We start from the raw sequence: 21554 nt of genomic DNA, 5'->3' as shown, positions 1-21554 counted from the left end.
CCGCATGCAAACAGCGCAAAGGATCATCAAGAACTATCGCCGGAATCGCTTAATCGTCTGCACACTATGTGCACTACTGACGCTCATTCTCACATTAACTGTCCGATTTATTTCGGAGCGTAATTTAAATCATCGCAATACCGTTACCTTTGCCAACCACGCCGTTGAAGAGTTGGATGACGTGCTTTTGCCCCTACAGACCGGACGCGATGTACTGCTACCGCTGATTGGGCTTCCCTGCTCAGTCGCGCGTTTACCTCTGAGTAAGCATGCAGCCAGACTGCAAACGGTACGTTCTATCAGCCTGATTCAGAGCGGGGTCCTTTATTGTTCCAGCATTTTTGGCTATCGCAATGTGCCTATTCGCCAACTGGAGCCTGAATTACCCAGTCGGGAGCCGCAATTGCTGCTGTCTACCGACCATTCGTTGATTAAGGGCAGTCCGATTCTGACGCAATGGTATCCAGCATCTGCCGATGGCTCAGATGGCGTGCTGGAAATCGTTAACATTGATTTATTATCGTCCATGTTGCTTGAACCCCAGCCACCGCAAATTACCCATGCCAGCTTAACCGTCGGTAATCGCCATTTGCTATATGGACAAGGTGTTGTCGATACGCTACCTGAACTGAATAATGAAAAACGCTACCAGCTCTCATCGCAACATTTCCCCTTTACTATCAGCGTCACCGGTCCGGGTGCCAGCGAACTGGCTATAAAACATCTACCAACACAACTGCCGCTGGCGGTGATCCTAAGTTTTTTAGTGGGCTACCTGGCATGGCTGGCGACCGCCAGCAGAATGAGCTTCTCCTGGGAGATAAATCTGGCCCTTGCTGCACGGGAATTCGAGCTGTTTTGCCAGCCGCTACTTAATGCGCAAACCCAGCAATGTATGGGAGTGGAAATCCTTTTACGCTGGAATAACCCGCGCCAGGGTTGGATCTCTCCCGAAGTGTTTATTCCCATCGCAGAGGAGCACAACCTGATTGTGCCGCTTACCCGTCATGTCATCGCAGAAACCATTCAGCAACGGCACGTATTCCCGATGAGCAGCCAGTTTCATATTGGGATAAATGTTGCCGCCAGCCATTTTCGTAACGGTACGCTGCTAAAAGATCTCAACCAGTACTGGTTCAGCCAGCACCCTATTCAGCAGTTGGTTATCGAACTCACCGAGCGCGATGCGTTACTGGATGTGGATTATCGGGTCGTGCGCGAGTTAAATCGGCTTGGCGTAAAGCTGGCAATTGACGATTTCGGCACCGGCAACAGCTCGCTCTCCTGGCTGGAAAAGCTTCGCCCGGATGTGCTGAAGATTGATAAATCATTTACCTCGGCAATCGGGACAGACGCCGTGAACTCAACCGTCACAGACATCATTATCGCTTTGGGGAAAAAACTGAATATAGAACTGGTGGCGGAAGGCGTTGAAACACAGGCGCAGGCACAGCATTTGCGCCGACACGGCGTACATTTATTGCAAGGCTTTTTGTATGCAAAGCCGATGCCGCTGCGCGATTTTCCCAAATGGCTGGCGGGCAGCACGCCGCCGCCCGCCCGGCATAACGGGCGACACAGTATGCACGTTATGCCGTTTCGCTAACCCCGCTTACTCGTCTTCGTCGTGAGCGGGTTGTTCTTTAACAATGCGAACTAAATCCACACGATAGTCATTGGCTTCGACAATCGTAATGCTCAACGGTGCAACATCGATAACATCACCTACGCGTGGAATATGGCCGTTAGCGGCAATGACTAAACCTGCCACCGTGGCGATATCTTCATCTTCATTCACTAACGTATCCACGTCCAGCGCCTGTTGCAACGCATGCAGATCGGTACCACCTTTCACCAACCAACCGCCTGCATCAGCAATAATTTCAGGCGTTTCATCAGCATCCGGGAATTCACCGGCAATAGCTTCTAATACGTCCAACGGCGTGACCAGACCCTGGACTACACCAAACTCGTTAGTGACGATAACAAAGCTGCCGCGAGCGCGTCGCAGAACACCTAACAGATTGATAGGATCCAGCGTTTCCGGGACAATAATAGCCGGAGACGCAGAGGCAATGGCCGCCACATCCACACCGTCTTCCAGCGCGACCAGCAGCTCTTTAGCACGCACAATACCGATGATTTCATCCAGTTCGCCACGACACACCGGGAACAGGCTGTGTGGTGACGAGAGCAATTGCTCGCGAATTTCCTCCACGCTCAGGTCGGCATCAACCCAGCTAATTTCGCCACGAGGCGTCATAATGCCGCGTAATGAACGCGATGCCAGAGAAAGGACGCCGTTGATCATATAGCGTTCTTCTTCCACAAATGCGCCTTCCGGGACGGGAACCGGCACCGGGTTGTCGGATTCCATCTGCGCGCTGGCCTGACTTTTACCCCCCATCAGACGCAGGATTGCATCGGCAGTGCGCGCACGCAGCGGTAGCGTCGACTGGTGGCGAATAAAGTTCCGACGGGCAATCTGGTTAAACAACTCAATGATGATTGAGAAGCCAATCGCCGCATACAGATAGCCTTTCGGAATATGGAAGCCAAACCCTTCGGCAACCAGGCTCAGACCGATCATTAACAGGAAGCTCAGACACAGCACCACCACCGTCGGATGTTGGTTCACAAATCGTGTCAGCGGCTTAGAAGCCAGCAGCATCACGGCCATAGCAATCACGACCGCCGCCATCATCACCGGCAGATGGTTGACCATACCGACCGCCGTAATAACGGCATCCAGCGAGAACACCGCATCGAGGATGACAATCTGCGTCACAACAACCCAAAAACTCGCATACCCTTTTGCCTGGCCGGTATCATGTTCACGGTTTTCCAGCCGCTCATGCAGCTCTGTCGTGGCCTTGAACAAGAGGAAAATCCCCCCCAGCAGCATGATCAGATCGCGCCCCGAGAACGAGTAGTCCATTACCGTAAATAGCGGCTTAGTTAGCGTCACCATCCACGAAATCACGGACAACAAGCCCAGGCGCATAACCAGTGCCAGTGACAAACCGATTAAACGCGCTTTATCTCGCTGTTTTGGCGGCAGCTTATCAGCCAGGATCGCAATGAAGACCAGGTTATCAATACCCAGAACAATTTCGAGAACGACAAGCGTGAGCAAACCCACCCAAATCTGCGGGTCCATTAATAATTCCATGACAAGCTCCTGCTTAAGGAATGACCAAACTGCGCGCTGAGGATCTCAGGCGTTGAAGCGATATGCAGAGAAAATTTGTGGCAAAAAGTGCCAATCTGACAGGCTTGATACGGCCTGATAGTGAAATGACGTCGGTGACGATCCATATGGTGAGCTACTGCCCTATACTCCTGAGTAATTAAACCGATGCTAAACATAACAGAGACAACCGTTTTTTAGCAAAGATTTACCTTCCTTTGCAATAAGTTGTTTCGGAGATATTTTACCCTTCGAAATTTCTTTTTATCGGAAGTTAAATTACGGATCTTCATCACATAAAATATTTTTTTCGATATCTAAAATAATTCACGAAAATCATAGGTTTTTCTTTGTAACCCTTATCTGAATCGATTCGATTGCGGACGACGATTCAAATACATCTTCACGTTGATGTGTTAACGATAATAAAGGAGGTAGCAAGTGACCATTGCTATTGTAATAGGCACACATGGTTGGGCTGCAGAGCAGTTACTTAAGACAGCAGAAATGCTGTTAGGCGAGCAGGAAAACGTCGGCTGGATCGATTTCGTTCCAGGCGAAAATGCCGAAACGCTGATTGAAAAGTACAACGCTCAGTTGGCAAAACTCGATACCAGTAAAGGCGTGCTGTTTCTCGTTGACACATGGGGAGGCAGCCCGTTTAACGCTGCGAGCCGCATTGTCGTCGATAAAGAGCATTACGAAGTCATCGCCGGTGTGAACATTCCCATGCTGGTTGAAACCTTCATGGCGCGTGATGACAACCCCAGCTTCGATGAATTAGTAGCACTGGCCGTTGAAACCGGTAGCGAAGGCGTGAAAGCGCTGAAAGCAAAACCGGTGGAGAAAGCCGCTCCAGCCCCAGTCGCGGCGCCAAAAGCAGCAGTTCCCGCCAAACCGATGGGGCCGAACGATTATATGCAGATCGGCCTGGCGCGTATTGATGACCGCTTAATCCATGGTCAGGTAGCAACTCGCTGGACCAAAGAAACCAACGTAACACGCATTATCGTCGTCAGTGATGAAGTTGCCGCCGATACCGTGCGTAAAACGCTGCTGACCCAGGTTGCACCTCCGGGTGTGACGGCGCATGTGGTTGATGTCGCGAAAATGATCCGCGTCTACAACAACCCGAAATATGCAGGTGAGCGTGTGATGCTGTTGTTTACCAACCCGACCGACGTAGAACGTATCGTTGAAGGTGGTGTGAAAATTACCTCTGTAAACATTGGCGGTATGGCTTTCCGTCAGGGTAAAACGCAGGTAAACAACGCAATTTCTGTCGATGAAAAAGACATCGAAGCCTTCAAGAAACTCAACGAACGCGGTATTGAGCTCGAGGCTCGTAAGGTTTCTACCGATCAGAAACTGAAAATGATGGATTTGATTGCCAAGGTGAAATAACGCCCTGGCATTTACTTAGTTTTCACACTTAAGTCTGTATAGCAATAGGAGAAGTACAATGGAGATTACCACTCTTCAGATTGTGCTGGTGTTCATCGTCGCATGTATCGCGGGTATGGAGTCGGTACTCGATGAATTTCAGTTCCACCGTCCGTTGGTGGCCTGTACGCTGATTGGTGCCGTTCTCGGTGATATGAAAACCGGTATCATCATCGGTGGTACCCTGGAAATGATCGCCCTGGGCTGGATGAACATCGGTGCTGCGGTTGCACCTGATGCCGCATTGGCCTCAATTATCTCTACCGTTCTGGTTATCGCGGGTCACCAAAGCATTGGTGCAGGTATCGCGCTGGCTATCCCACTGGCAGCAGCAGGCCAGGTACTGACCATCATCGTTCGTACTATCACCGTAGCATTCCAGCACGCAGCGGATAAGGCGGCAGAAAACGGTAACCTAACGGCGATCTCCTGGCTGCACGTATCCTCCCTGTTCCTGCAGGCTATGCGTATCGCTATCCCGGCGGTAATCGTGGCGATTTCTGTTGGTACCAGTGAAGTTCAGAGCATGCTTAATGCCATTCCGGAAGTTGTGACCGGCGGTCTGAACATCGCAGGGGGTATGATCGTAGTGGTTGGTTATGCGATGGTCATCAACATGATGCGCGCAGGCTACCTGATGCCATTCTTCTACCTCGGCTTCGTCACCGCGGCATTTACTAACTTCAACCTGGTTGCTCTGGGTGTGATTGGCGCAGTAATGGCTATCCTCTACATTCAGCTGAGCCCGAAATATAACCGCGTAGCCGGTGCACCTGCTGCTGCGGCTGGCAATAATGATCTCGATAACGAACTGGACTAGCAGGTGAGCGAAATGGTTGATATGACTAAAACTACCACCGAGAAAAAACTCACTCCGAGTGACATTCGTGGCGTGTTCCTTCGTTCTAACCTGTTTCAGGGTTCCTGGAACTTCGAACGTATGCAGGCGCTGGGTTTCTGTTTCTCCATGGTGCCGGCTATCCGCCGCTTGTACCCGGAAAACAACGACGCACGTAAGCAGGCTATTAAGCGTCACCTGGAATTCTTTAATACCCATCCGTACGTAGCGGCCCCCGTATTGGGCGTTACGCTGGCGATGGAAGAGCAGCGTGCAAACGGCGCAGAGATTGACGATGGTGCCATCAACGGTATCAAAGTTGGTCTGATGGGACCGCTTGCAGGCGTGGGCGACCCGATCTTCTGGGGTACCGTACGTCCGGTATTCGCCGCACTTGGCGCAGGTATCGCGATGAGCGGCAGTCTGCTTGGACCACTGCTGTTCTTCATCCTGTTTAACCTGGTTCGTCTGGCAACCCGTTACTACGGTGTGGCATACGGCTACCGTAAAGGTATCGATATCGTTAAAGATATGGGCGGCGGCTTCCTGCAGAAACTGACTGAGGGGGCGTCAATCCTAGGCCTGTTTGTCATGGGGGCATTGGTTAACAAGTGGACGCACGTAAACATCCCGCTGGTGGTTTCCACCATCACCGGTCAGGATGGTCAGACTCGTGTCACCACTGTGCAGACTATCCTTGACCAGCTGATGCCGGGTCTGGTTCCTCTGCTGTTGACTTTCGCCTGTATGTGGCTGCTGCGTAAAAAAGTGAACCCGCTGTGGATCATCGTTGGCTTCTTCGTCATCGGTATCGCGGGCTACGCTGTCGGACTGCTCGGCCTGTAAGACTGTTGTACATCACCGGGGGCTTGCCCCCGGTTTTTCTATTTAGAGGGTTGAGGATTCATGACTATCACGGACCTGGTGCTGGTTCTTTTTATCTTTTCGCTGCTGGCGTATGCCATTTACGATCAGTTCATCATGCCCCGCCGTAATGGCCCTACTCTGCTGTCTGTCGCCCTGCTTCCTCGTAGCAGAGTCGACAGCGTTATCTTCCTTGGCTTGATTGCTATTCTTATCTACAACAACATCACCAGCCACGGCGCGCAATTTACCACATGGTTATTATGTGCACTGGTATTGATGGGACTGTATCTGTTCTGGATCCGTACGCCAAAAATCATCTTCAAACAAAAAGGCTTTTTTTTCGCCAATGTCTGGATTGAATATAACCGGATTAAAGAGATGAATTTATCTGAAGACGGTGTCCTGGTGATGCAATTAGAACATCGAAGATTACTGATTCGCGTACGGAATATAGACGATCTCGAAAACATATATAAACTTTTAATTTCAAATCAATAAGTTACAAATATAGCCTGAACTATGTTTTTTATATATCCATTCAAAAACAAACATAGCTAAGGCTATATCCCACCGCTCATAATGTTATTTATTTTAACGTTTTATTTATAAATAAATCTAAATGAAAATCGTTTTCAATTAGAGGCCAAATATTATTTCTGCGTTTCTTGTTTTATATTCTCAAAATATGTTAAGGTTGCGCCCGTCGTTGGGGAGTAGCCGATTTCCAGACTCCGGAAATGTACGTGTCAACATACTCGTTGAAAAACGTGGCGCGTACGGACTGATCTTACAGGTTCAGTCAGGCGAGACCATAGGCACATCAACTGCAATGCATACCTGAATGGCGCTGTATTTACAGTGATTCCAGCCTGTATGCATGGTTACTGGGGGCAGTGATGTGTGTTATGGATACCCCGGTCAGGACGCTGTTATGAATCTCACCGCTACTGTTCTTCTTGCTTTCGGCATGTCGATGGATGCTTTCGCTGCATCAATTGGCAAAGGCGCCACCCTGCATAAACCCAAATTTTCTGAAGCACTGCGCACCGGCCTTATTTTCGGCGCCGTTGAAACGCTTACGCCGCTCATTGGCTGGGGCATGGGTATGCTCGCCAGCAAATTTGTACTGGAGTGGAACCATTGGATCGCCTTCATTCTGCTGATCTTTTTAGGCGGACGAATGATAATAGAAGGCTTTCGCGACGACGGGGATGAAGATGAAGAGCCACAGCGCCGCCATGGCTTCTGGCTGCTGGTCACCACTGCCATTGCAACCAGTCTCGACGCAATGGCCGTCGGGGTGGGTCTGGCTTTCCTGCAGGTCAACATTATTGCCACAGCGCTGGCCATCGGCTGCGCCACGTTGATTATGTCTACGCTCGGCATGATGATCGGTCGTTTCATTGGCCCGATGCTGGGCAAGCGAGCTGAAATTTTGGGCGGGGTGGTACTGATAGGTATTGGCGCCCAGATCCTCTGGGCACACTTCCACGGTTAATTCAGGCGCTGCCAGATATGAATACTAAAGTCTGTCTGGCAGTCAAACGTCGTTTTACCGGCTAACGTTTCCCACACTTCCGGCTTTGCCCGCCAGGCGAACGGCGTCATTTGCAGTAACGCAACGGCCTCGCTACCTTTGAGCTGCATCTGATACCCCAGCGCAAGACTCTCTTGCAGAACAAAACCGTCCAGTTGCTCAGTGTGTGGCGCATGCAAACGCACCTCATCATAAATCAGCCCTTTCAGCTCCATTAAATGACGCGGACCCGGCGTGGCGGTAATAACCCAGCCACCCGGTTTGACCACGCGAGCCAGCTCCGGCGCTTTACAGGGCGCGTAGATCCGGATGATGGCATCCATTGACTCGTCGGCAAACGGCAGGCGATGGCTGGAGGCAACGCAAAAGGTCACCTGCGAATAACGACGGGCTGCGGCCTTAATCGCCACTTTAGAAACGTCAAGACCAAAGGTTGTACAGCCCGTCAGCGCATCGGCAAACGCATGGGTGTAATACCCTTCCCCACAGCCAATATCCAGGATCGCCGCATCTTCTGAACTCAACCTCTGGGTGAGCGCATCCACAATTGCTTCGCGCAGCGGCTGATAGTGTCCGGCATCGAGAAATGCCCGGCGCGCCTGCATCATCTCCGCGCTATCACCCGGATCGCGCGACCGTTTGTGCTGAACCGGCAGTAAGTTGACATACCCTTCTTTCGCCACGTCAAACTGGTGCCGCCCAGGGCAGACAAAACTGTTATTCGCTTGAGTAAGAGCCTGGTGGCAAAGAGGACAGGAAAACGACATGACAACTCCGGCAGGTGACTTAAGGGCGCAAGTGTAACGCGAATTGCGCCCTGGGAAAATAACTTACAGCGACGGCGAGGATACGTTGCTGCCGTGCATTACCAGCAGATGATCGGAGCCGGGAGGCATTCCGTCCGGCTTTACGTTTTCCAGACGCAGGACATCGCCCATTATCTGGCTGAATACCGGCGCGGAGACTGCCCCCCCATAATAAGCACCGTTTTGCGGGTTATTTATAACCACAACCAGCGCGAACTTTGGGTCGCTTGCTGGCGCAACGCCCGCCGTATAGGCCACATATTTATCGACATATTTGCCGTCTTCGCCAATTTTCTTTGCCGTTCCGGTCTTAACCGCGACGCGATAATCTCTGACCGCGGCCTTGGTTCCCCCGCCGCCGGGTAGCGCGACGCTTTCCATCATATGTTCAACCTGGTGAACCAACGCCTCCGGCATCACTCGCGTACCGATTACCGGCGGATCGATACGCGTAATAGAAAGGGGTCGATAGATACCAAAACTGCCGATGGTGGCATAGACATGCGCCAGCTGGAGCGGCGTCACCATTAATCCATAACCAAATGCGAAGGTTGCCCGGTCCAGATCGCTCCAGTAGCGGCGTTGAGGCATTAATCCGCGACTTTCCCCGGTTAAACCCAGTCCGGTTGGATCGCCAAAGCCAAAGCTTTTATAGGTATTCAGTAATTTCTGTACCGGCATCGCCAGCGAAAGGTGTGACACGCCGGTATCGCTCGATTTCTGCAAGATCCCGGTCAGCGATAGCTCCGGGTAAAATCCGACGTCGCGGATGCGATGCCCATCAACAATAAAAGGATGAGTATCAATCACGCTGTCAGGCTGTACTATCCCCTGCTGCAGAGCGGTCATAATCACCAGTGGTTTTACGGTTGAACCGGGTTCAAAGGTATCGCTAATTGCACGATTACGAAAATCATCCAGTACCGCGCCATCACGGTTATTGGGATTGAAATCGGGAAAGCTTGCCATGGAGAGTATTTCGCCGGTGGCAATGTTGACCAGCACTGCGGCCCCTGATTCCGCTTTATTCCATGTCACGGCATTGTCCAGCGCGTCTTCAGTAACCGTCTGCAAGCGCTCATCAATGCTGAGCTGTAATTCATGCGCCGGCACCGGCATCACTTCCGTGATATTTTCGATGACATGGCCAAATTTGTCTTTCCGTACCAGGCGGGAGCCGGGTTTGCCCATCAACTGGCTATTGAAGCTTTTCTCCAGCCCTTCAATCCCCTGACCGTCAATGTTGGTGAAACCAATCAGATTGGCCGCAACATGTCCGGCGGGATAAAAGCGGCGGGACTCTTCACGCAGGTTGATTCCCGGCAGATCCAGTTTATCGACCCATTCTGCCTGCTGAGGAGAGATCTGGCGCGCCAGATAGATAAACCGCCCGGCTGGATTGCTGTTAACGCGTTCAGCCAGCGTGCTGAGCGAAATATGCAGCGTTTTCGCTAACGCCTGCCAACGTTCGTTATAGCCAACGCCACCCTTGCTGATAATCGTCTTCGGATCGGCCCAGACGGCGTTAACCGGAACGCTTACCGCCAGCGGTCGCCCTTCTCTGTCGGTTATCATTCCGCGCGGCGAAGCGATGGACACCTCGCGTAAGGAACGCATGTCTTCCTGTTTTACCAGATTCGTCGGCGTGACAATTTGCAACCACGCAACCCGCCCCAGCAGCAATCCAAGGCTCAATAATATTGCCACACAAAGCAGGGCAAAACGTACGGGAGTAAAATTGCGCGCATCGCCTTTTTTCTTTTTCACCCGAACTCCAACAAGATAGTTTTTCAGGTGTCTGATTTAACGGGAAATGCCGCAAGAAAGCGGGGAAAACTATGCTACGAACATCACGCCTTTGCAACAAAGCGCTAATGGATGGGCATTCAGTAATATTTTGACGTAATTAGAATTAAAAAGCCCCGCATAAGCGAGGCTTTATATCTGAGATGGATGCGCAAAAGCGCTTCAAATCAGTGGTGTCGATCAGATAGCTGTTACGTTAACAGCAGCCGGACCTTTCTGGCCGTCCTGAATTTCGAACTCAACGTTCTGGCCTTCAGCCAGAGTTTTGAAGCCGTTACCCTGGATAGCGGAGAAGTGTACGAACACGTCTTTGCTGCCATCAGCCGGAGTAATGAAACCAAAACCTTTAGACTCGTTGAACCACTTAACTTGACCTTTAATCTTTGCCATTTGCAAAATTCCTTAGAGTATTTTCTTCGCCCGCGGGCATAACATAGATAAAACTGAGACATTACTGCTTGAGGCACTAATATAAGGTTCGGCAGAGAAGCGGTATTCAACGTCAACGTGTTTACTCAGGACTTCTTTACTGAAAATGCCACACATAAACAGAACTGTACCTCGTTTAACCCAAAACGTGTTATCACATACAACGTTAATAATGGCAAGCCATTTTTAAACGTGTCTCGATCGGTCGCACAAATCCCGTCGTCCATCAAACAGCAACTGCACAGTTATGCGCCAGGTCGAGTAGAATTATATTCTCGCCTCTCTCCCCTATCCCCGCCTGACTTGCGCCATAGCCGGGATATTTCTACCATAGCTCAATAGCTTCAGTTGTTCCAGGTTATCTGTTACGGGTTCTGCCAGATATCATTTTTTATGCTTAGTAATGCATAAAATGTCACAAGCGTAAAAATGAGATCCGCCTTCTGGTTTTGCACCAAAATAATGAAAGAATGATGACAAGGCACAAAAAAAGTAAGAGAAACGTTTCGCTGTTAATAAAACGATCGTTATCACAAAAATGACATAATCATATTTTTTACGTATGGAAGATTATATTTATATCAGACTGGGGATAAGATATTAATTAGTCGGAGCATCTGAAAATACTGAGAATAGATGACTGTCCGGCCGCCAATTACACGACGGGGACAGAAGAAAATAATCTGACGCGCTGACGACAGGATGAAGCAACTGAGAACAACAACAGCCGTTCCTCATCCTGCCATACCTTTTTTACCGCTCAGCTACCAGGCGGATGATGTCATCGTCTTCATCCTTAATGGGCAGTGCAGTAGGCTCTGCTGCTTTCTCGGGTTCGTTAGCTTCGCAAAGGCGACGTAACAAAGCGTTCTGTCTTTTTTGCTGATCTAACAATGCCTCAAGCAGCTCAATCTGCTCGTTAGTACGCGAACTTGCCCGATTGATAAAAAACCAAAGAACAAGCCCAACAATCAGAACCACCACCGATACCGCTAAAGGCGCAAAACTCAACGCGCCAGAATTCAAAACTTCGTTCATTTTACCACCTCAATGTAGACAGCGTAGTTTACCACTGCCGCACAAGAAGGTAATCAACTGTTGCGAAAATGCGCTTACCAGGGAATAAATTTATTGAAGGCACAAATACCGCTGAAAAATTGTACGTCCTGATCGCACATGATGTTGAACACCTGCGCCCACATCAGTATGCATACCAGTACAACAACAATCAGCACTACCCAGCGAATTTTTTTCACTCCAGCTCCACTCTTCAACTCCACATCTTATGTCTATAAATTATCATGCGTTACCTAAACCCAGAGTTAACTGTATAGGCATTCAATCTTTTTAGGAATGATTGACTTGTTTCATACCGTGTACAGGCTAATCTAATAACAATGAGAAAAGATAAGAGGTTGTAATGCGTCTGATTATCCGCGCTATTGTGTTGTTAGCTCTGGTTTGGATCGGTTTATTATTGAGCGGCTATGGAATTTTGATTGGAAGTAAGGAGAATGCTGCCGGTCTGGGTCTGCAATGCCAATATCTGACTGCCCGTGGAACCAGCACGGCACAGTACGTCCACACCAGTAGCGGTATCATTGGCCTGTCGGATTGTCCCCTGTTAAGGAAAAGCACGGTCATTATCGATAACGGCTAATAATGCAACATTACATTCGATACGTTATTTACGCCAGGTAACGTTATGACTGTTCATAAAAAACCCCAGGTACAAAATACCTGGGGTTTTTTACATTCGCGATTACGTCAGATTAGAACGGATAGTCGTTATAGCCCATTTGTTCTGAAATCTTGCTCGCTGCCGTATGCAGCATTGCCACATACTCGTGTAAACGCTCTTCTGAGAAACGCAGCGTTGGGAATGAAATACTCAACCCCGCAATAACCACGCCGAAACGGTCAAACACCGGTACGCCGATGCAGCGCAGGCCTTCTTCCTGTTCTTCGTTATCTTCGCCGTAACCCTGCTCACGTACTTTATCCAGCAGTAGCAGTAATTCATCAGTATTCGTAATGGTACGATCGGTGCTGCGTTTGTACTCAATGCCATCCAGAATCTGCTTCACTTCATCGCGGTCACGCCATGCCAGCAGAACTTTACCGATAGCCGTACTGTACAGCGGATTACGACGACCAACGCGGGAATACATGCGCAGATTGTACATAGAGTCGATTTTGTGAATGTAGACGATGCTGTCTTCATCCAGCGCACCGAGGTGTACTGTCTCTTTGGTCAGGCGCGAAAGTTCGCGCATCTGAATGTCAGCGCTACGGATAAGATCGACGTTTTGCAACGCGCGCGCGCCCAGCTCGAATAATTTCAGGGTCAGTGAGTATTTCTCAGACTCCCCTTCCTGTGCCACATAACCCAGCGTTTTCATGGTCTGCAAAAAGCGATAAACGGTGCTTTTCGACATCATGACGCGTTGCGACAACTCGGTAATACCAATTTCGCGCTCTTCACCCAGCGCCTGCAGAATGCCAAAAACTTTCAGCACGGAAGATACAGAATCGGGTTGCTTATCCAGATCTGCGATTGCCATTTATCACCCCTTTCGAGTGTTTTATAAAAATCAGAACCGGTTTTTATTATAATTTCACGTACCAACCCTCGCAATCGCTCTTTGCTCACTTAGTTACAAATCTGCGACCTAACACCTGAATATCAATGCTAAAATTATTACTCTCATCATAAATTCCACAAATATCGACTTTCTATGGAAAAAATTCAGGCCGATGGTCTGCCATTGCCCCAGCGATATGGCGCAATTTTAACCATTGTTATTGGCATTTCTATGGCAGTACTCGACGGTGCAATAGCGAACGTGGCCCTGCCAACTATCGCCGCCGATCTTCAGGCCTCACCTGCCAGCTCAATCTGGATTGTAAACGCCTATCAAATCGCGATCGTCGTTTCGCTCCTGTCCCTCTCTTTTTTAGGCGATATGTTCGGTTACCGGCGCATTTATAAGTGTGGCCTGGTCGTGTTCCTGCTTGCATCGCTATTTTGTGCCTTGTCAGATTCGTTGCACATGCTGACGCTGGCTCGCGTCGCCCAGGGTTTTGGCGGTGCGGCGCTAATGAGCGTGAATACGGCATTGATCCGACTTATTTATCCCCAGCGTCAGCTCGGGCGAGGGATGGGGATTAACTCCTTTATCGTCGCGGTCTCCTCGGCTGCGGGTCCGACCATTGCCGCAGCTATTCTTTCTATTGCCTCCTGGAAATGGCTGTTTCTGATTAACGTCCCGCTGGGAATAGTCGCCCTGTTGCTGGCGATGCGTTTTTTGCCAGCCAATGCGTCCCGCGGCACTAAACCACGCTTTGACCTGCCCAGTGCGGTAATGAATGCCTTAACGTTTGGCTTGTTAATTACGGCGCTCAGCGGCTTTGCACAAGGACAGTCGCTAAAACTGATTGGTGCCGAGCTTGTGGCGCTTATGGTGGTGGGTTTTTTCTTTATCCGACGCCAGCTCGCGCTGGAGGTGCCGTTACTGCCGGTTGACCTGTTACGCATTCCACTGTTTTCACTCTCGATTTGTACCTCGATATGTTCATTCTGCGCACAAATGCTGGCATTGGTTTCCCTGCCCTTCTTTATGCAAACGGTGCTCGGACGCAGCGAGGTCGAAACAGGCCTGCTGTTGACGCCATGGCCGCTGGCAACCATGGTGATGGCGCCGCTGGCGGGATATCTGATTGAACGCGTTCACGCCGGGCTGTTGGGCGTACTGGGCATGGCGTTGATGGCCAGCGGGTTGTTTTCGCTGGTGCTGCTGCCCGTTTCCCCCTCCGATTTTAATATCATCTGGCCGATGATTCTGTGCGGCGCGGGCTTTGGCTTGTTCCAGTCCCCAAATAATCACACCATCATCACCTCCGCGCCGCGTGAACGCAGCGGTGGGGCGAGCGGTATGCTGGGGACGGCGCGCTTGCTGGGTCAGAGTACCGGGGCCGCGCTGGTCGCGCTGATGCTAAACCAGTTTGGCGACAGTGGAACGCACGTCTCGCTGATAACCGCAGGCATTCTGGCCTCGCTGGCAGCAATTGTGAGTGGTTTACGTATTACGCAACCGCGAGTTCAGGCATAAAAAAACGGGAACCTCTCGGCTCCCGTTCTCACACAACCCAGAATCTGGATTACATGTTTTCGATGATTGCGTCGCCAAACTCAGAACATTTCAGCAGCTTAGCGCCATCCATCAGACGTTCGAAGTCATAGGTGACGGTCTTGGCGTTAATCGCACCTTCCATACCTTTAACGATCAGGTCAGCCGCTTCGACCCAACCCATGTGGCGCAGCAGTAGATTTAGCAATTTATTATATCCTATTGAATTAAAACGATTTCATGCTTAATAAGTATCTAATCTTGTTTTTTTGCCTTCACGATAACTCACTGATTTTGTATAGTTTAAGTAGCGTTTTGATAACCACTTTAAAGCTAAATGGAGCTTCGCTTGAAAACTTCTGTTCTCATTCAGAAATTAATGGAAATTGACAAAACTGTGCCATTCGATGCGGACGTAGTGACCGGTGAGGAATGGTGGCCAACCCCGATTTCTCGTGTTTATCACAAGCCACCACATACCTATGTAGAATTTGAAACAGGTGAACAATCGCAAGATGATCCTGACGAGCTAAGTGTTTATAGCGAATTAGAAATTCGTGCACATCAAATGATGCAAATTAGAGATTTTGTGCAATCTAACAAGGGACTGAAACCTGAAGAAATTGTTTCGGAAATAAACGTTCAAATTGAACGTCTGAGGGCGATGGCTGAGGCAATTTTGAAACAATAATTCATGTTCTATATTCTTCATACTGGCTGTGGGTTCAACTCCCGCCAGCTCCACCACTTTTGATAGGACTGCAACCGGACAGAGGCTATAAAAACAGCCACTTATGGAAACTGACCAGACAGTAAACAGACCAAGAAAAGACAAAAATATGCACGTGAAATGCACGTGCACTTCAAAAGAGCCTCAGATTTCACAGTCTGGGGCTTTTCCATATGTAACCAAGTGTAACTATTTAGCACTACAATATTCACTCATTAGAGCCTAACAGATAAATTATTTAGCCCGTAATTAACTAGTAATACCGAGAGAAATGAGATAGTGAGCAATCTGAATCCATGCATGACTTGTGGAGCATGTTGTGCATTTTTTCGTGTTTCCTTCTACTGGGCCGAAGGCGATGATGCAGGCGGCACCGTTCCAGCGTATCTCACTGAACAGGTTTCGCCCTATCATCGATGTATGAGTGGCACAAATCAGAAAAACCCCCGCTGTATTGCTCTTGCCGGAAAACCTGGGGAAAGTGCCTTTTGCACAATTTATGAGAATCGCTCGTCAACATGCAGGGAATTTGCTATGTCGGGTGAAAATGGGGAAATAAATAAGGCATGCAATCGTGCGAGAGCTCATCATGACTTACCCCCACTTTGATGATTAAAATTTTTTTACGCGGATAATAGTATGTATCATGAAGAAAATATTGCTCTTCATGATACACAGAAACATAAATTGATTTTAATTTGATATTCCAAAGCATAAAGCCCTGCATGTTACGCAGGGCCAAGCAACAGAGTAAAAATTAATTATTAGAAGCGGTAACCGATACCAGCAATCCAGGTACCGACTTTTACACGTCCCAACTTACTATATTCATAAGAAGCATCAAGCACCAAATTAGGGATTGGGTTAAACTGTAGGCCTACACCATATACGGCTGAAGTTTTGCTCTCAGAATTGGAATATCCCGACATGTCGGCCTCGACTCGCCCATGTCCGAAACCAATCAAACCATACGCACTGATGTAATCATTGAAACGATAGGCTGGCCCCGCAGATAGCGAGTAATAATCTAAGTCTTCATTTCCAACTTTGTGACCAGCATAATAATAATTATAACTTAAATTAGTGTAAGTAAATGAAGATGCAATCCCCAAATGCTGATCCAACTCATAACGATATTTAATGTTTATGCCCTTCGGATTATCATCAAGTTTGTCGCCACCTGCTTTCACATGGCTTTGAGCATACCCTATTGAGAGGCTATTATTCAGTAGTTCAGCGTTTGCTGCGCCAGATACCATACAGGTACCCATAATAAAAGTTGCCAAAACTATTTTCTTCATAACAAATCCTTCTTTAATTAAGCAAAATTTATCAACTCACCATCTTTGCCACTGGTGCATTTACATAGTATTTACATATTTTTATTTAGCCAACACTTAATCTATATAGTAATTGTTATGACGCATAAGCATGCATGATTAATATTTCCGCACGTTATTTTTAATGTCTCGTCATACTTCATATAAAACGGATTTTGCGCCATGTCAGAATGTTCTGTTCTTATTACTTTTTCCATAATTGCCTCGCCTAAAGATACGAACGGCACAATATATAACCCAGCGCCTCCAGCACGGTACTTTCAGTACCTCCATTACATCTAGGAATTTGCCACCAGTTGGTATTCATTCAATACTCGCACTATCGGAGTTTGCCAGCCACAGCACATTCTTGGTTCCCTTCCCACAATTTAATCACCGCAGCACATGTTTTATCCAGTATGCTGCGGTTCTTATCACTGAATTTTTAATCCCCGTATACTATCGAAGCGCTGTTGATATCATCCAGTGCATTGCGGATCGCTGTCGACACCACCCCGTCAATATTGCTGATCGCAAACTGTAGATCCTGGGTACCATCGGCGTTACGTTTCGGCAAAGCAATGTCCATCGGACAGGCAACAAAGGTCACCCAGTCCCCTGACTCCGATCTGGCCATGATGTCGTCATAACCGGTACACAGGAAATGCCGCTGGTCGCCAGTGTTAATCTGCAGGGTCTCGATAATCACATCCTCACCGGATGAGGCATAAAGACGGTTCAGGATCGTCATGTTTCCGGCCACTCCCTGTTCATCGCTCTGTCGATAATATCGCTGTTGCGGATAAAATCCGGGTATTCGCCATACCCACCATCAAGAACTGCTCTTGACCATAACTCCAGCGTGGCCGAATAGCGCCAGTAACGGGGCGCTACCAGCGTGGGTCCCTGATAAATATCAGTAAACCGACATTTAAACCATTGCAGATCACCAAGAGGGGTTTGCAGTTGCATCATGAACCAGTTTGCACCGTCTTTCAGGACATCACGGTACCACGCTTCAAACAGCATAGCCTGAGGGTTGGTCGTGAACGTCCAGTTCACGGTTGCCACCGTCGGCGTTGACGTATATCTGCGCCGCTGCCGTGCTCTGCCCGACACCATTTCAGTTCTCAATAAAGGAGATGCCGCCTGAAAACCGTAATTATCCATCAGGGGAAGCGGCAGGTAATCGTGTGGATAGCTGTGTTCAGTCACGTCTTATTCCTTGCGCGTTCGGCCATAATAGCCTTTCAGTGCCCGGCCAAATTCATTGGTGGGAGAGATGACCTGGGCTGCCATTTCCTTTCTGATAGCTACAACAAGCTGGCGGTTGCGACTGTCAATCGCCGCCAGCGTTGCCTCATCCGGTTTCCCGGTAAATGAATTCTGGATACGAATGCTTCCGCCAGAACTAACCTGACGTGCCTGTTGAGCCTGCTGGACTTTTTCCAGTGTGGCATCCAGCTTTGCGGATGTACTGGCGGTCACTACCCGCTCCCCTTTCTGAAGTAACCACGTCCCCGTTTCCGGGACGCGATCAATACCGTCATGCGCCATACCCGCCAGCGTTTGCCCGGCAATCAGAGCTACAGAGGCATAGCCCGCGGCACGCATGGCGGTTGCTGCCGGGATCCCCATAATCATGCCCCCCTCAGCCATCGCCTTGGTGGCAGCCAGCTCTGTGTTAATAATTGCCTGTGCGACAGCAGCTGCCTTGCTGGCAATGAACAAGGACTTATACGCAGCACTTCCCTCCTGCCCCAGCCCCCTCAGTAACTCTGCTGACTGCCCTGTTAAATCGGAAAACATAGACAGGCTGGCGGTTGTATATCCATTCTGAATATCCTGCAGTTTTTCCGAATTCTTCTGGTTAATCTCAGCAATCCTATCCGCATACATCTGCTCATTAATCAGTTTTTCATCAAGAAGTTGCTTCTGCATGTCGAGCTGCTGTTTATGCCATTGCTTCAGTTCCTTTTCTGCACCAGCAACCCTGAACAGTTCACTGGCCGCGCCACCAATATCTGACGACACACCTGAATATTCAGGTGCATTCTCAACAGCAGCACGGGAGATTTTTTCCAGCACGTCTCTGTATTCAGCACTGGCCGGAGAAGCCTCTTTCAGCAGACGCAGGCGTTCCTTCGTTTTACTGAGCAATGCTTCTTCCGGAGTCAGTAATTCTTCATTCAGGGCTTTTAACTTCTCAGTCGCAGACTGCTGATCGAGAATGGCGGCGTTACGCAACAGCGCCTCCTTTCTGGCCTGTGAAATGGCAGAAAGATCGCCCTGGCTGATTCGGTATTTTATCTTCGTCAGTTCAGTATTCTGCCCGGACAGGGCTATCAGCTCTTTCTGCTGACTGATCAGCCTGTTATAAACATCCTCTGTCTTTTCTGCTTCCGACTTTCCACCGCGAATCTTTGGCGTATTCGCCTGGTTGTTACGCCATGCTTCCAGCGCATTGTTGATATAAGTCTGCCTTGCCGTCTGATAAGCATCCCCCACAAAACCGAGGTCATCCGCGGCATAGCCCAGCCGGGTACGCTCACGCGCTTCCCCCTTCAGGCGGGACAGGGTCAGTTCACGCTCACTGTTATTCAGTACACCCTGCTGCTTATCATCCAGGGCTGCCTGTGGCAGCCGTAACGGTACATTCACCAGCCCCTGTCGCTGCTGAAGTAATTCATTACCCAGACCCAGAAGACGGTTAAACTCGGTATGACAACACCGTCTTCATCGTGGTACCACTCCTCACCATCCCGGGCGACCCTGAAAGCAAATGAGGATTGGTTAATATCACCGCGTTGCATGGGAGCCAGCACGAGATCACGTATTGTCTGGGTTTCCGGCGCAGTGATATCGTAACGCAGGCCACGCTCATCCACTGTCAGTGCAAGCGTGCCCGCAGAGGTGCGTCCCAGTATAAAATTGGGATCATGGTTAAACAGCGCCCGGACATCGTCCTGAAGCACATCATCAAACGCACCGGGCCGGATGATTTCGCGAAATGAACCGAAAATCAGTTCTGATCGACTATCAAAAACCGAGCCATACCCGATGATCCGGCTTGGTTCATCGTTGTGCGTTTCAGCGCGCACCTCGCCGCTGTAACATCGAATTTCTCGCTCACTCATCTTGAGTGTTCTCCTGGGTTGTCGATTTGGCAGGCTGGGAAGCGTTGACACTGACGAGCATTTCATCGAGACCCTCTTTCGGGTTCATGTCTTCAAACGCACGCGCCTCATTTCGGCTCATCCAGCCATCGGTGATAGCAAAGTGATAAAACTCCGCACGCTCTTTTGCGGTCCCGCGCAGCAGCCCGGCCAGGTTAAAGCGCACGTAATACCCGGCTTCCCGTTCGGCACGAGTGAATAATCTACGATTAAGCTCCTGCTCCCAGTTCATCACCCACGGCATCATCGTGTAGCGGACAAACTGAATAGCCTGTTCGGAAATGTTGGAAAAAGTGGCTTTTTCGAGGTCATTAATCATGTGCGCCGGTACGTTGAAAATTCCGGCGACCATTGAGCGGTTGAGTTTCATCATGTCGATGAGCTGGGCATCAACAGGTGAGACTGTCAGCGCTTTATAGTCCAGCTCAGCCGGGAGCAACATCGTCCTGTTTTCCTGGCTACGCAGCATTACAGTGGCTTTTTGCCACATATCTTTCAGCCTCGACCAGGAGTCTTTATTCAGTTCCCCCTTCACAGAGACGATACCTGCAGGTCTGGCGTTACCGCTGAAAAAACTTTCCGTATATTTCTGCCCGCTCATACCCATACCAATCGTTTCAGCATGTTGAAGTATCGGACTAAGCCCCATTTTCTGATCGTTGCCCAGCGCCCGGACGTGGATCATGTCGTCAGGACTGATACCTGCGTGCGTTTCTCATAACACGGCGAGGCAATATCGAAACCCGCCGTGGTGATAATAAGCGTAATTGGTTGTTCCCTTGCCCCCATCCCGGTTGTCATCGTGGTATAGAGCGCGTCAGTTTCATGCTCGTGATACTCGTCGATGATGGCACAGGAAGGTGAATCTCCATCTCCGGGGTCGCCAATAATTGGCGCAAACAAGGAGCCGTCAGGACGCGTCATTTTTTTCGCCCAGGGTTTGATGCTGAACTTCTGACGCAGTGCCGGAAGTTTCTTCACCATCGCCAGTGCAGGCGCAAAGACTTTCCATGCCTGTTTTTCCGTCGTGGCGCCACAGTAGACTTCCGCTGCGTACTCTCCATCAGCACAGAACATGTAATTGCCGACGGTCGCAGCGATCGCCGATTTACCATTTTTGCGCGGCACTTCGATGTAAATCTCAGTGAAGCGGCGATAGCCTGAATCTTTTCGCACCCAGCCAAACGGCACGCCCAGCGCAAATTTTTGCCACGGTTCAAACTCTATCCGCAGCTTCCGGCGAGCCCACTCACCGGAGGTGTGCGGCATTTTCTGGGAGAAGC

General features: G+C 49.6%; 21 protein-coding genes and 6 pseudogenes. 10 read left to right on the top strand and 17 right to left on the bottom strand.

Annotated features, from left to right (window positions below; all coding sequences use genetic code 11):
• The first annotated feature begins 4 nt into the window (after positions 1 to 4).
• Positions 5 to 1606: an EAL domain-containing protein gene (locus BZK42_RS25500; RefSeq protein WP_049282137.1), complete on the top strand. Its 1602-nt coding sequence runs from the start codon at positions 5 to 7 to the stop codon at positions 1604 to 1606.
• Between the two features lie 6 nt (positions 1607 to 1612).
• On the opposite strand, the gene yoaE is transcribed toward BZK42_RS25500, so the two are convergent.
• Positions 1613 to 3172: a CNNM family cation transport protein YoaE gene (gene yoaE, locus BZK42_RS25495; protein WP_016153393.1), complete on the bottom strand. Its 1560-nt coding sequence runs from the start codon at positions 3170 to 3172 to the stop codon at positions 1613 to 1615.
• Entirely contained in the window at positions 3160 to 3318 is a 159-nt protein-coding gene (locus BZK42_RS29785; protein WP_371745393.1) for a protein YoaL, read from the bottom strand. Before BZK42_RS29785 ends, yoaE begins: the two co-directional genes overlap by 13 nt.
• A gap of 313 nt (positions 3319 to 3631) precedes the next feature.
• Between BZK42_RS29785 and manX the strand changes: the two genes are divergently transcribed.
• The 5 genes from manX (at position 3632) to mntP (ending at position 7836) form a co-directional block, all read left to right on the top strand.
• Positions 3632 to 4594, top strand: coding sequence for a PTS mannose transporter subunit IIAB (manX, locus tag BZK42_RS25485; protein ID WP_047416602.1), 963 nt, complete (start codon positions 3632 to 3634; stop codon positions 4592 to 4594).
• 58 nt (positions 4595 to 4652) lie between these two features.
• A complete protein-coding gene (gene manY / locus BZK42_RS25480; RefSeq protein WP_016153395.1) occupies positions 4653 to 5453 on the top strand; it encodes a PTS mannose transporter subunit IIC in 801 nt (266 codons plus the stop codon).
• 12 nt (positions 5454 to 5465) lie between these two features.
• Positions 5466 to 6317, top strand: coding sequence for a PTS mannose transporter subunit IID (locus BZK42_RS25475; protein ID WP_016153396.1), 852 nt, complete (start codon positions 5466 to 5468; stop codon positions 6315 to 6317).
• 60 nt (positions 6318 to 6377) lie between these two features.
• On the top strand, positions 6378 to 6836 hold the full coding sequence (locus BZK42_RS25470; RefSeq protein ID WP_016153397.1) for a DUF986 family protein: 459 nt from the start codon (positions 6378 to 6380) through the stop codon (positions 6834 to 6836).
• 433 nt (positions 6837 to 7269) lie between these two features.
• Complete coding sequence (mntP, locus tag BZK42_RS25460; RefSeq protein ID WP_016153398.1) at positions 7270 to 7836, top strand: manganese efflux pump MntP; 567 nt, start codon at positions 7270 to 7272, stop codon at positions 7834 to 7836.
• Here mntP and rlmA read toward each other — a convergent pair.
• The 6 genes from rlmA to mgrB form a co-directional block, all read right to left on the bottom strand.
• Positions 7833 to 8642 carry a 23S rRNA (guanine(745)-N(1))-methyltransferase gene (gene rlmA, locus BZK42_RS25455; RefSeq protein ID WP_080860813.1) on the bottom strand — a complete coding sequence of 270 codons (810 nt, stop codon included), beginning with the start codon at positions 8640 to 8642 and terminating at the stop codon, positions 7833 to 7835. The genes mntP and rlmA overlap by 4 nt on opposite strands.
• A 63-nt stretch (positions 8643 to 8705) precedes the next feature.
• Complete coding sequence (gene ftsI / locus BZK42_RS25450; protein ID WP_080860812.1) at positions 8706 to 10448, bottom strand: peptidoglycan glycosyltransferase FtsI; 1743 nt, start codon at positions 10446 to 10448, stop codon at positions 8706 to 8708.
• Positions 10449 to 10667: 219 nt separating this feature from the next.
• Positions 10668 to 10877 (bottom strand): transcription antiterminator/RNA stability regulator CspE, encoded by a 210-nt coding sequence (gene cspE / locus BZK42_RS25445; protein WP_001062678.1) that lies wholly within the window; start codon positions 10875 to 10877, stop codon positions 10668 to 10670.
• A 12-nt stretch (positions 10878 to 10889) separates the two neighbouring features.
• Entirely contained in the window at positions 10890 to 11033 is a 144-nt protein-coding gene (locus tag BZK42_RS25440; RefSeq protein ID WP_006684179.1) for a DUF2627 domain-containing protein, read from the bottom strand.
• 636 nt (positions 11034 to 11669) lie between these two features.
• A complete protein-coding gene (locus BZK42_RS25430; protein ID WP_047358298.1) occupies positions 11670 to 11954 on the bottom strand; it encodes a YebO family protein in 285 nt (94 codons plus the stop codon).
• 74 nt (positions 11955 to 12028) lie between these two features.
• Positions 12029 to 12172, bottom strand: a complete 144-nt coding sequence (gene mgrB / locus BZK42_RS25425) for a PhoP/PhoQ regulatory lipoprotein MgrB (RefSeq protein WP_016153402.1) — start codon at positions 12170 to 12172, stop codon at positions 12029 to 12031.
• A 164-nt stretch (positions 12173 to 12336) separates the two neighbouring features.
• Here mgrB and BZK42_RS25420 point away from each other — a divergent pair, with 164 nt between their 5' ends.
• The gene (locus tag BZK42_RS25420; protein WP_016153403.1) at positions 12337 to 12576 is read left to right on the top strand and encodes a YobH family protein; all 240 of its coding nucleotides are present in this window, start codon (positions 12337 to 12339) and stop codon (positions 12574 to 12576) included.
• Between the two features lie 112 nt (positions 12577 to 12688).
• Here BZK42_RS25420 and kdgR read toward each other — a convergent pair whose 3' ends face one another.
• Positions 12689 to 13480 carry a DNA-binding transcriptional regulator KdgR gene (kdgR, locus tag BZK42_RS25415; RefSeq protein WP_080860810.1) on the bottom strand — a complete coding sequence of 264 codons (792 nt, stop codon included), beginning with the start codon at positions 13478 to 13480 and terminating at the stop codon, positions 12689 to 12691.
• Positions 13481 to 13654: 174 nt separating this feature from the next.
• Between kdgR and BZK42_RS25410 the strand changes: the two genes are divergently transcribed.
• Positions 13655 to 15028: an MFS transporter gene (locus BZK42_RS25410; RefSeq protein WP_080860808.1), complete on the top strand. Its 1374-nt coding sequence runs from the start codon at positions 13655 to 13657 to the stop codon at positions 15026 to 15028.
• Between the two features lie 49 nt (positions 15029 to 15077).
• On the opposite strand, the pseudogene BZK42_RS25405 reads toward BZK42_RS25410, so the two are convergent.
• Positions 15078 to 15245: pseudogene (locus BZK42_RS25405) on the bottom strand (isocitrate/isopropylmalate family dehydrogenase); the annotation flags it as partial.
• Between the two features lie 150 nt (positions 15246 to 15395).
• On the opposite strand from BZK42_RS25405, the gene BZK42_RS25400 reads away from it, so the two are divergent.
• Both BZK42_RS25400 and BZK42_RS25395 read left to right on the top strand, forming a co-directional pair.
• A complete protein-coding gene (locus BZK42_RS25400) occupies positions 15396 to 15737 on the top strand; it encodes a hypothetical protein (RefSeq protein WP_249025168.1) in 342 nt (113 codons plus the stop codon).
• Positions 15738 to 16055: 318 nt separating this feature from the next.
• The gene (locus BZK42_RS25395) at positions 16056 to 16385 is read left to right on the top strand and encodes a YkgJ family cysteine cluster protein (protein WP_079938481.1); all 330 of its coding nucleotides are present in this window, start codon (positions 16056 to 16058) and stop codon (positions 16383 to 16385) included.
• Positions 16386 to 16540: 155 nt separating this feature from the next.
• Here the strand turns inward: BZK42_RS25395 and BZK42_RS25390 are convergent, their stop codons facing one another.
• From BZK42_RS25390 to BZK42_RS25360, 7 genes and pseudogenes are all read right to left on the bottom strand, one after another.
• Complete coding sequence (locus tag BZK42_RS25390) at positions 16541 to 17077, bottom strand: Ail/Lom family outer membrane beta-barrel protein (RefSeq protein WP_079938480.1); 537 nt, start codon at positions 17075 to 17077, stop codon at positions 16541 to 16543.
• 472 nt (positions 17078 to 17549) lie between these two features.
• Positions 17550 to 17846, bottom strand: a pseudogene (locus BZK42_RS25385) (DUF1833 family protein); the annotation flags it as partial.
• Complete coding sequence (locus BZK42_RS25380) at positions 17843 to 18310, bottom strand: hypothetical protein (RefSeq protein ID WP_079938476.1); 468 nt, start codon at positions 18308 to 18310, stop codon at positions 17843 to 17845. The gene BZK42_RS25380 and the pseudogene BZK42_RS25385, both read right to left, overlap by 4 nt.
• A 963-nt stretch (positions 18311 to 19273) precedes the next feature.
• Positions 19274 to 19819, bottom strand: a pseudogene (locus BZK42_RS29510) (phage tail tape measure protein); the annotation flags it as partial.
• Positions 19798 to 20232, bottom strand: a pseudogene (locus BZK42_RS25370) (HK97 family phage prohead protease); the annotation flags it as partial. The pseudogenes BZK42_RS25370 and BZK42_RS29510, both read right to left, overlap by 22 nt.
• Positions 20225 to 20971, bottom strand: a pseudogene (locus BZK42_RS25365) (phage portal protein); the annotation flags it as partial. The pseudogenes BZK42_RS25370 and BZK42_RS25365, both read right to left, overlap by 8 nt.
• A pseudogene (locus BZK42_RS25360) lies at positions 20971 to 21554 on the bottom strand (terminase large subunit domain-containing protein); the annotation flags it as partial. The pseudogenes BZK42_RS25360 and BZK42_RS25365, both read right to left, overlap by 1 nt.

This window comes from Citrobacter braakii (assembly GCF_002075345.1).
GTDB classification, from domain to species: Bacteria; Pseudomonadota; Gammaproteobacteria; order Enterobacterales; family Enterobacteriaceae; genus Citrobacter; species Citrobacter braakii.
This window is presented reverse-complemented; position numbering and strand designations above follow the sequence as displayed.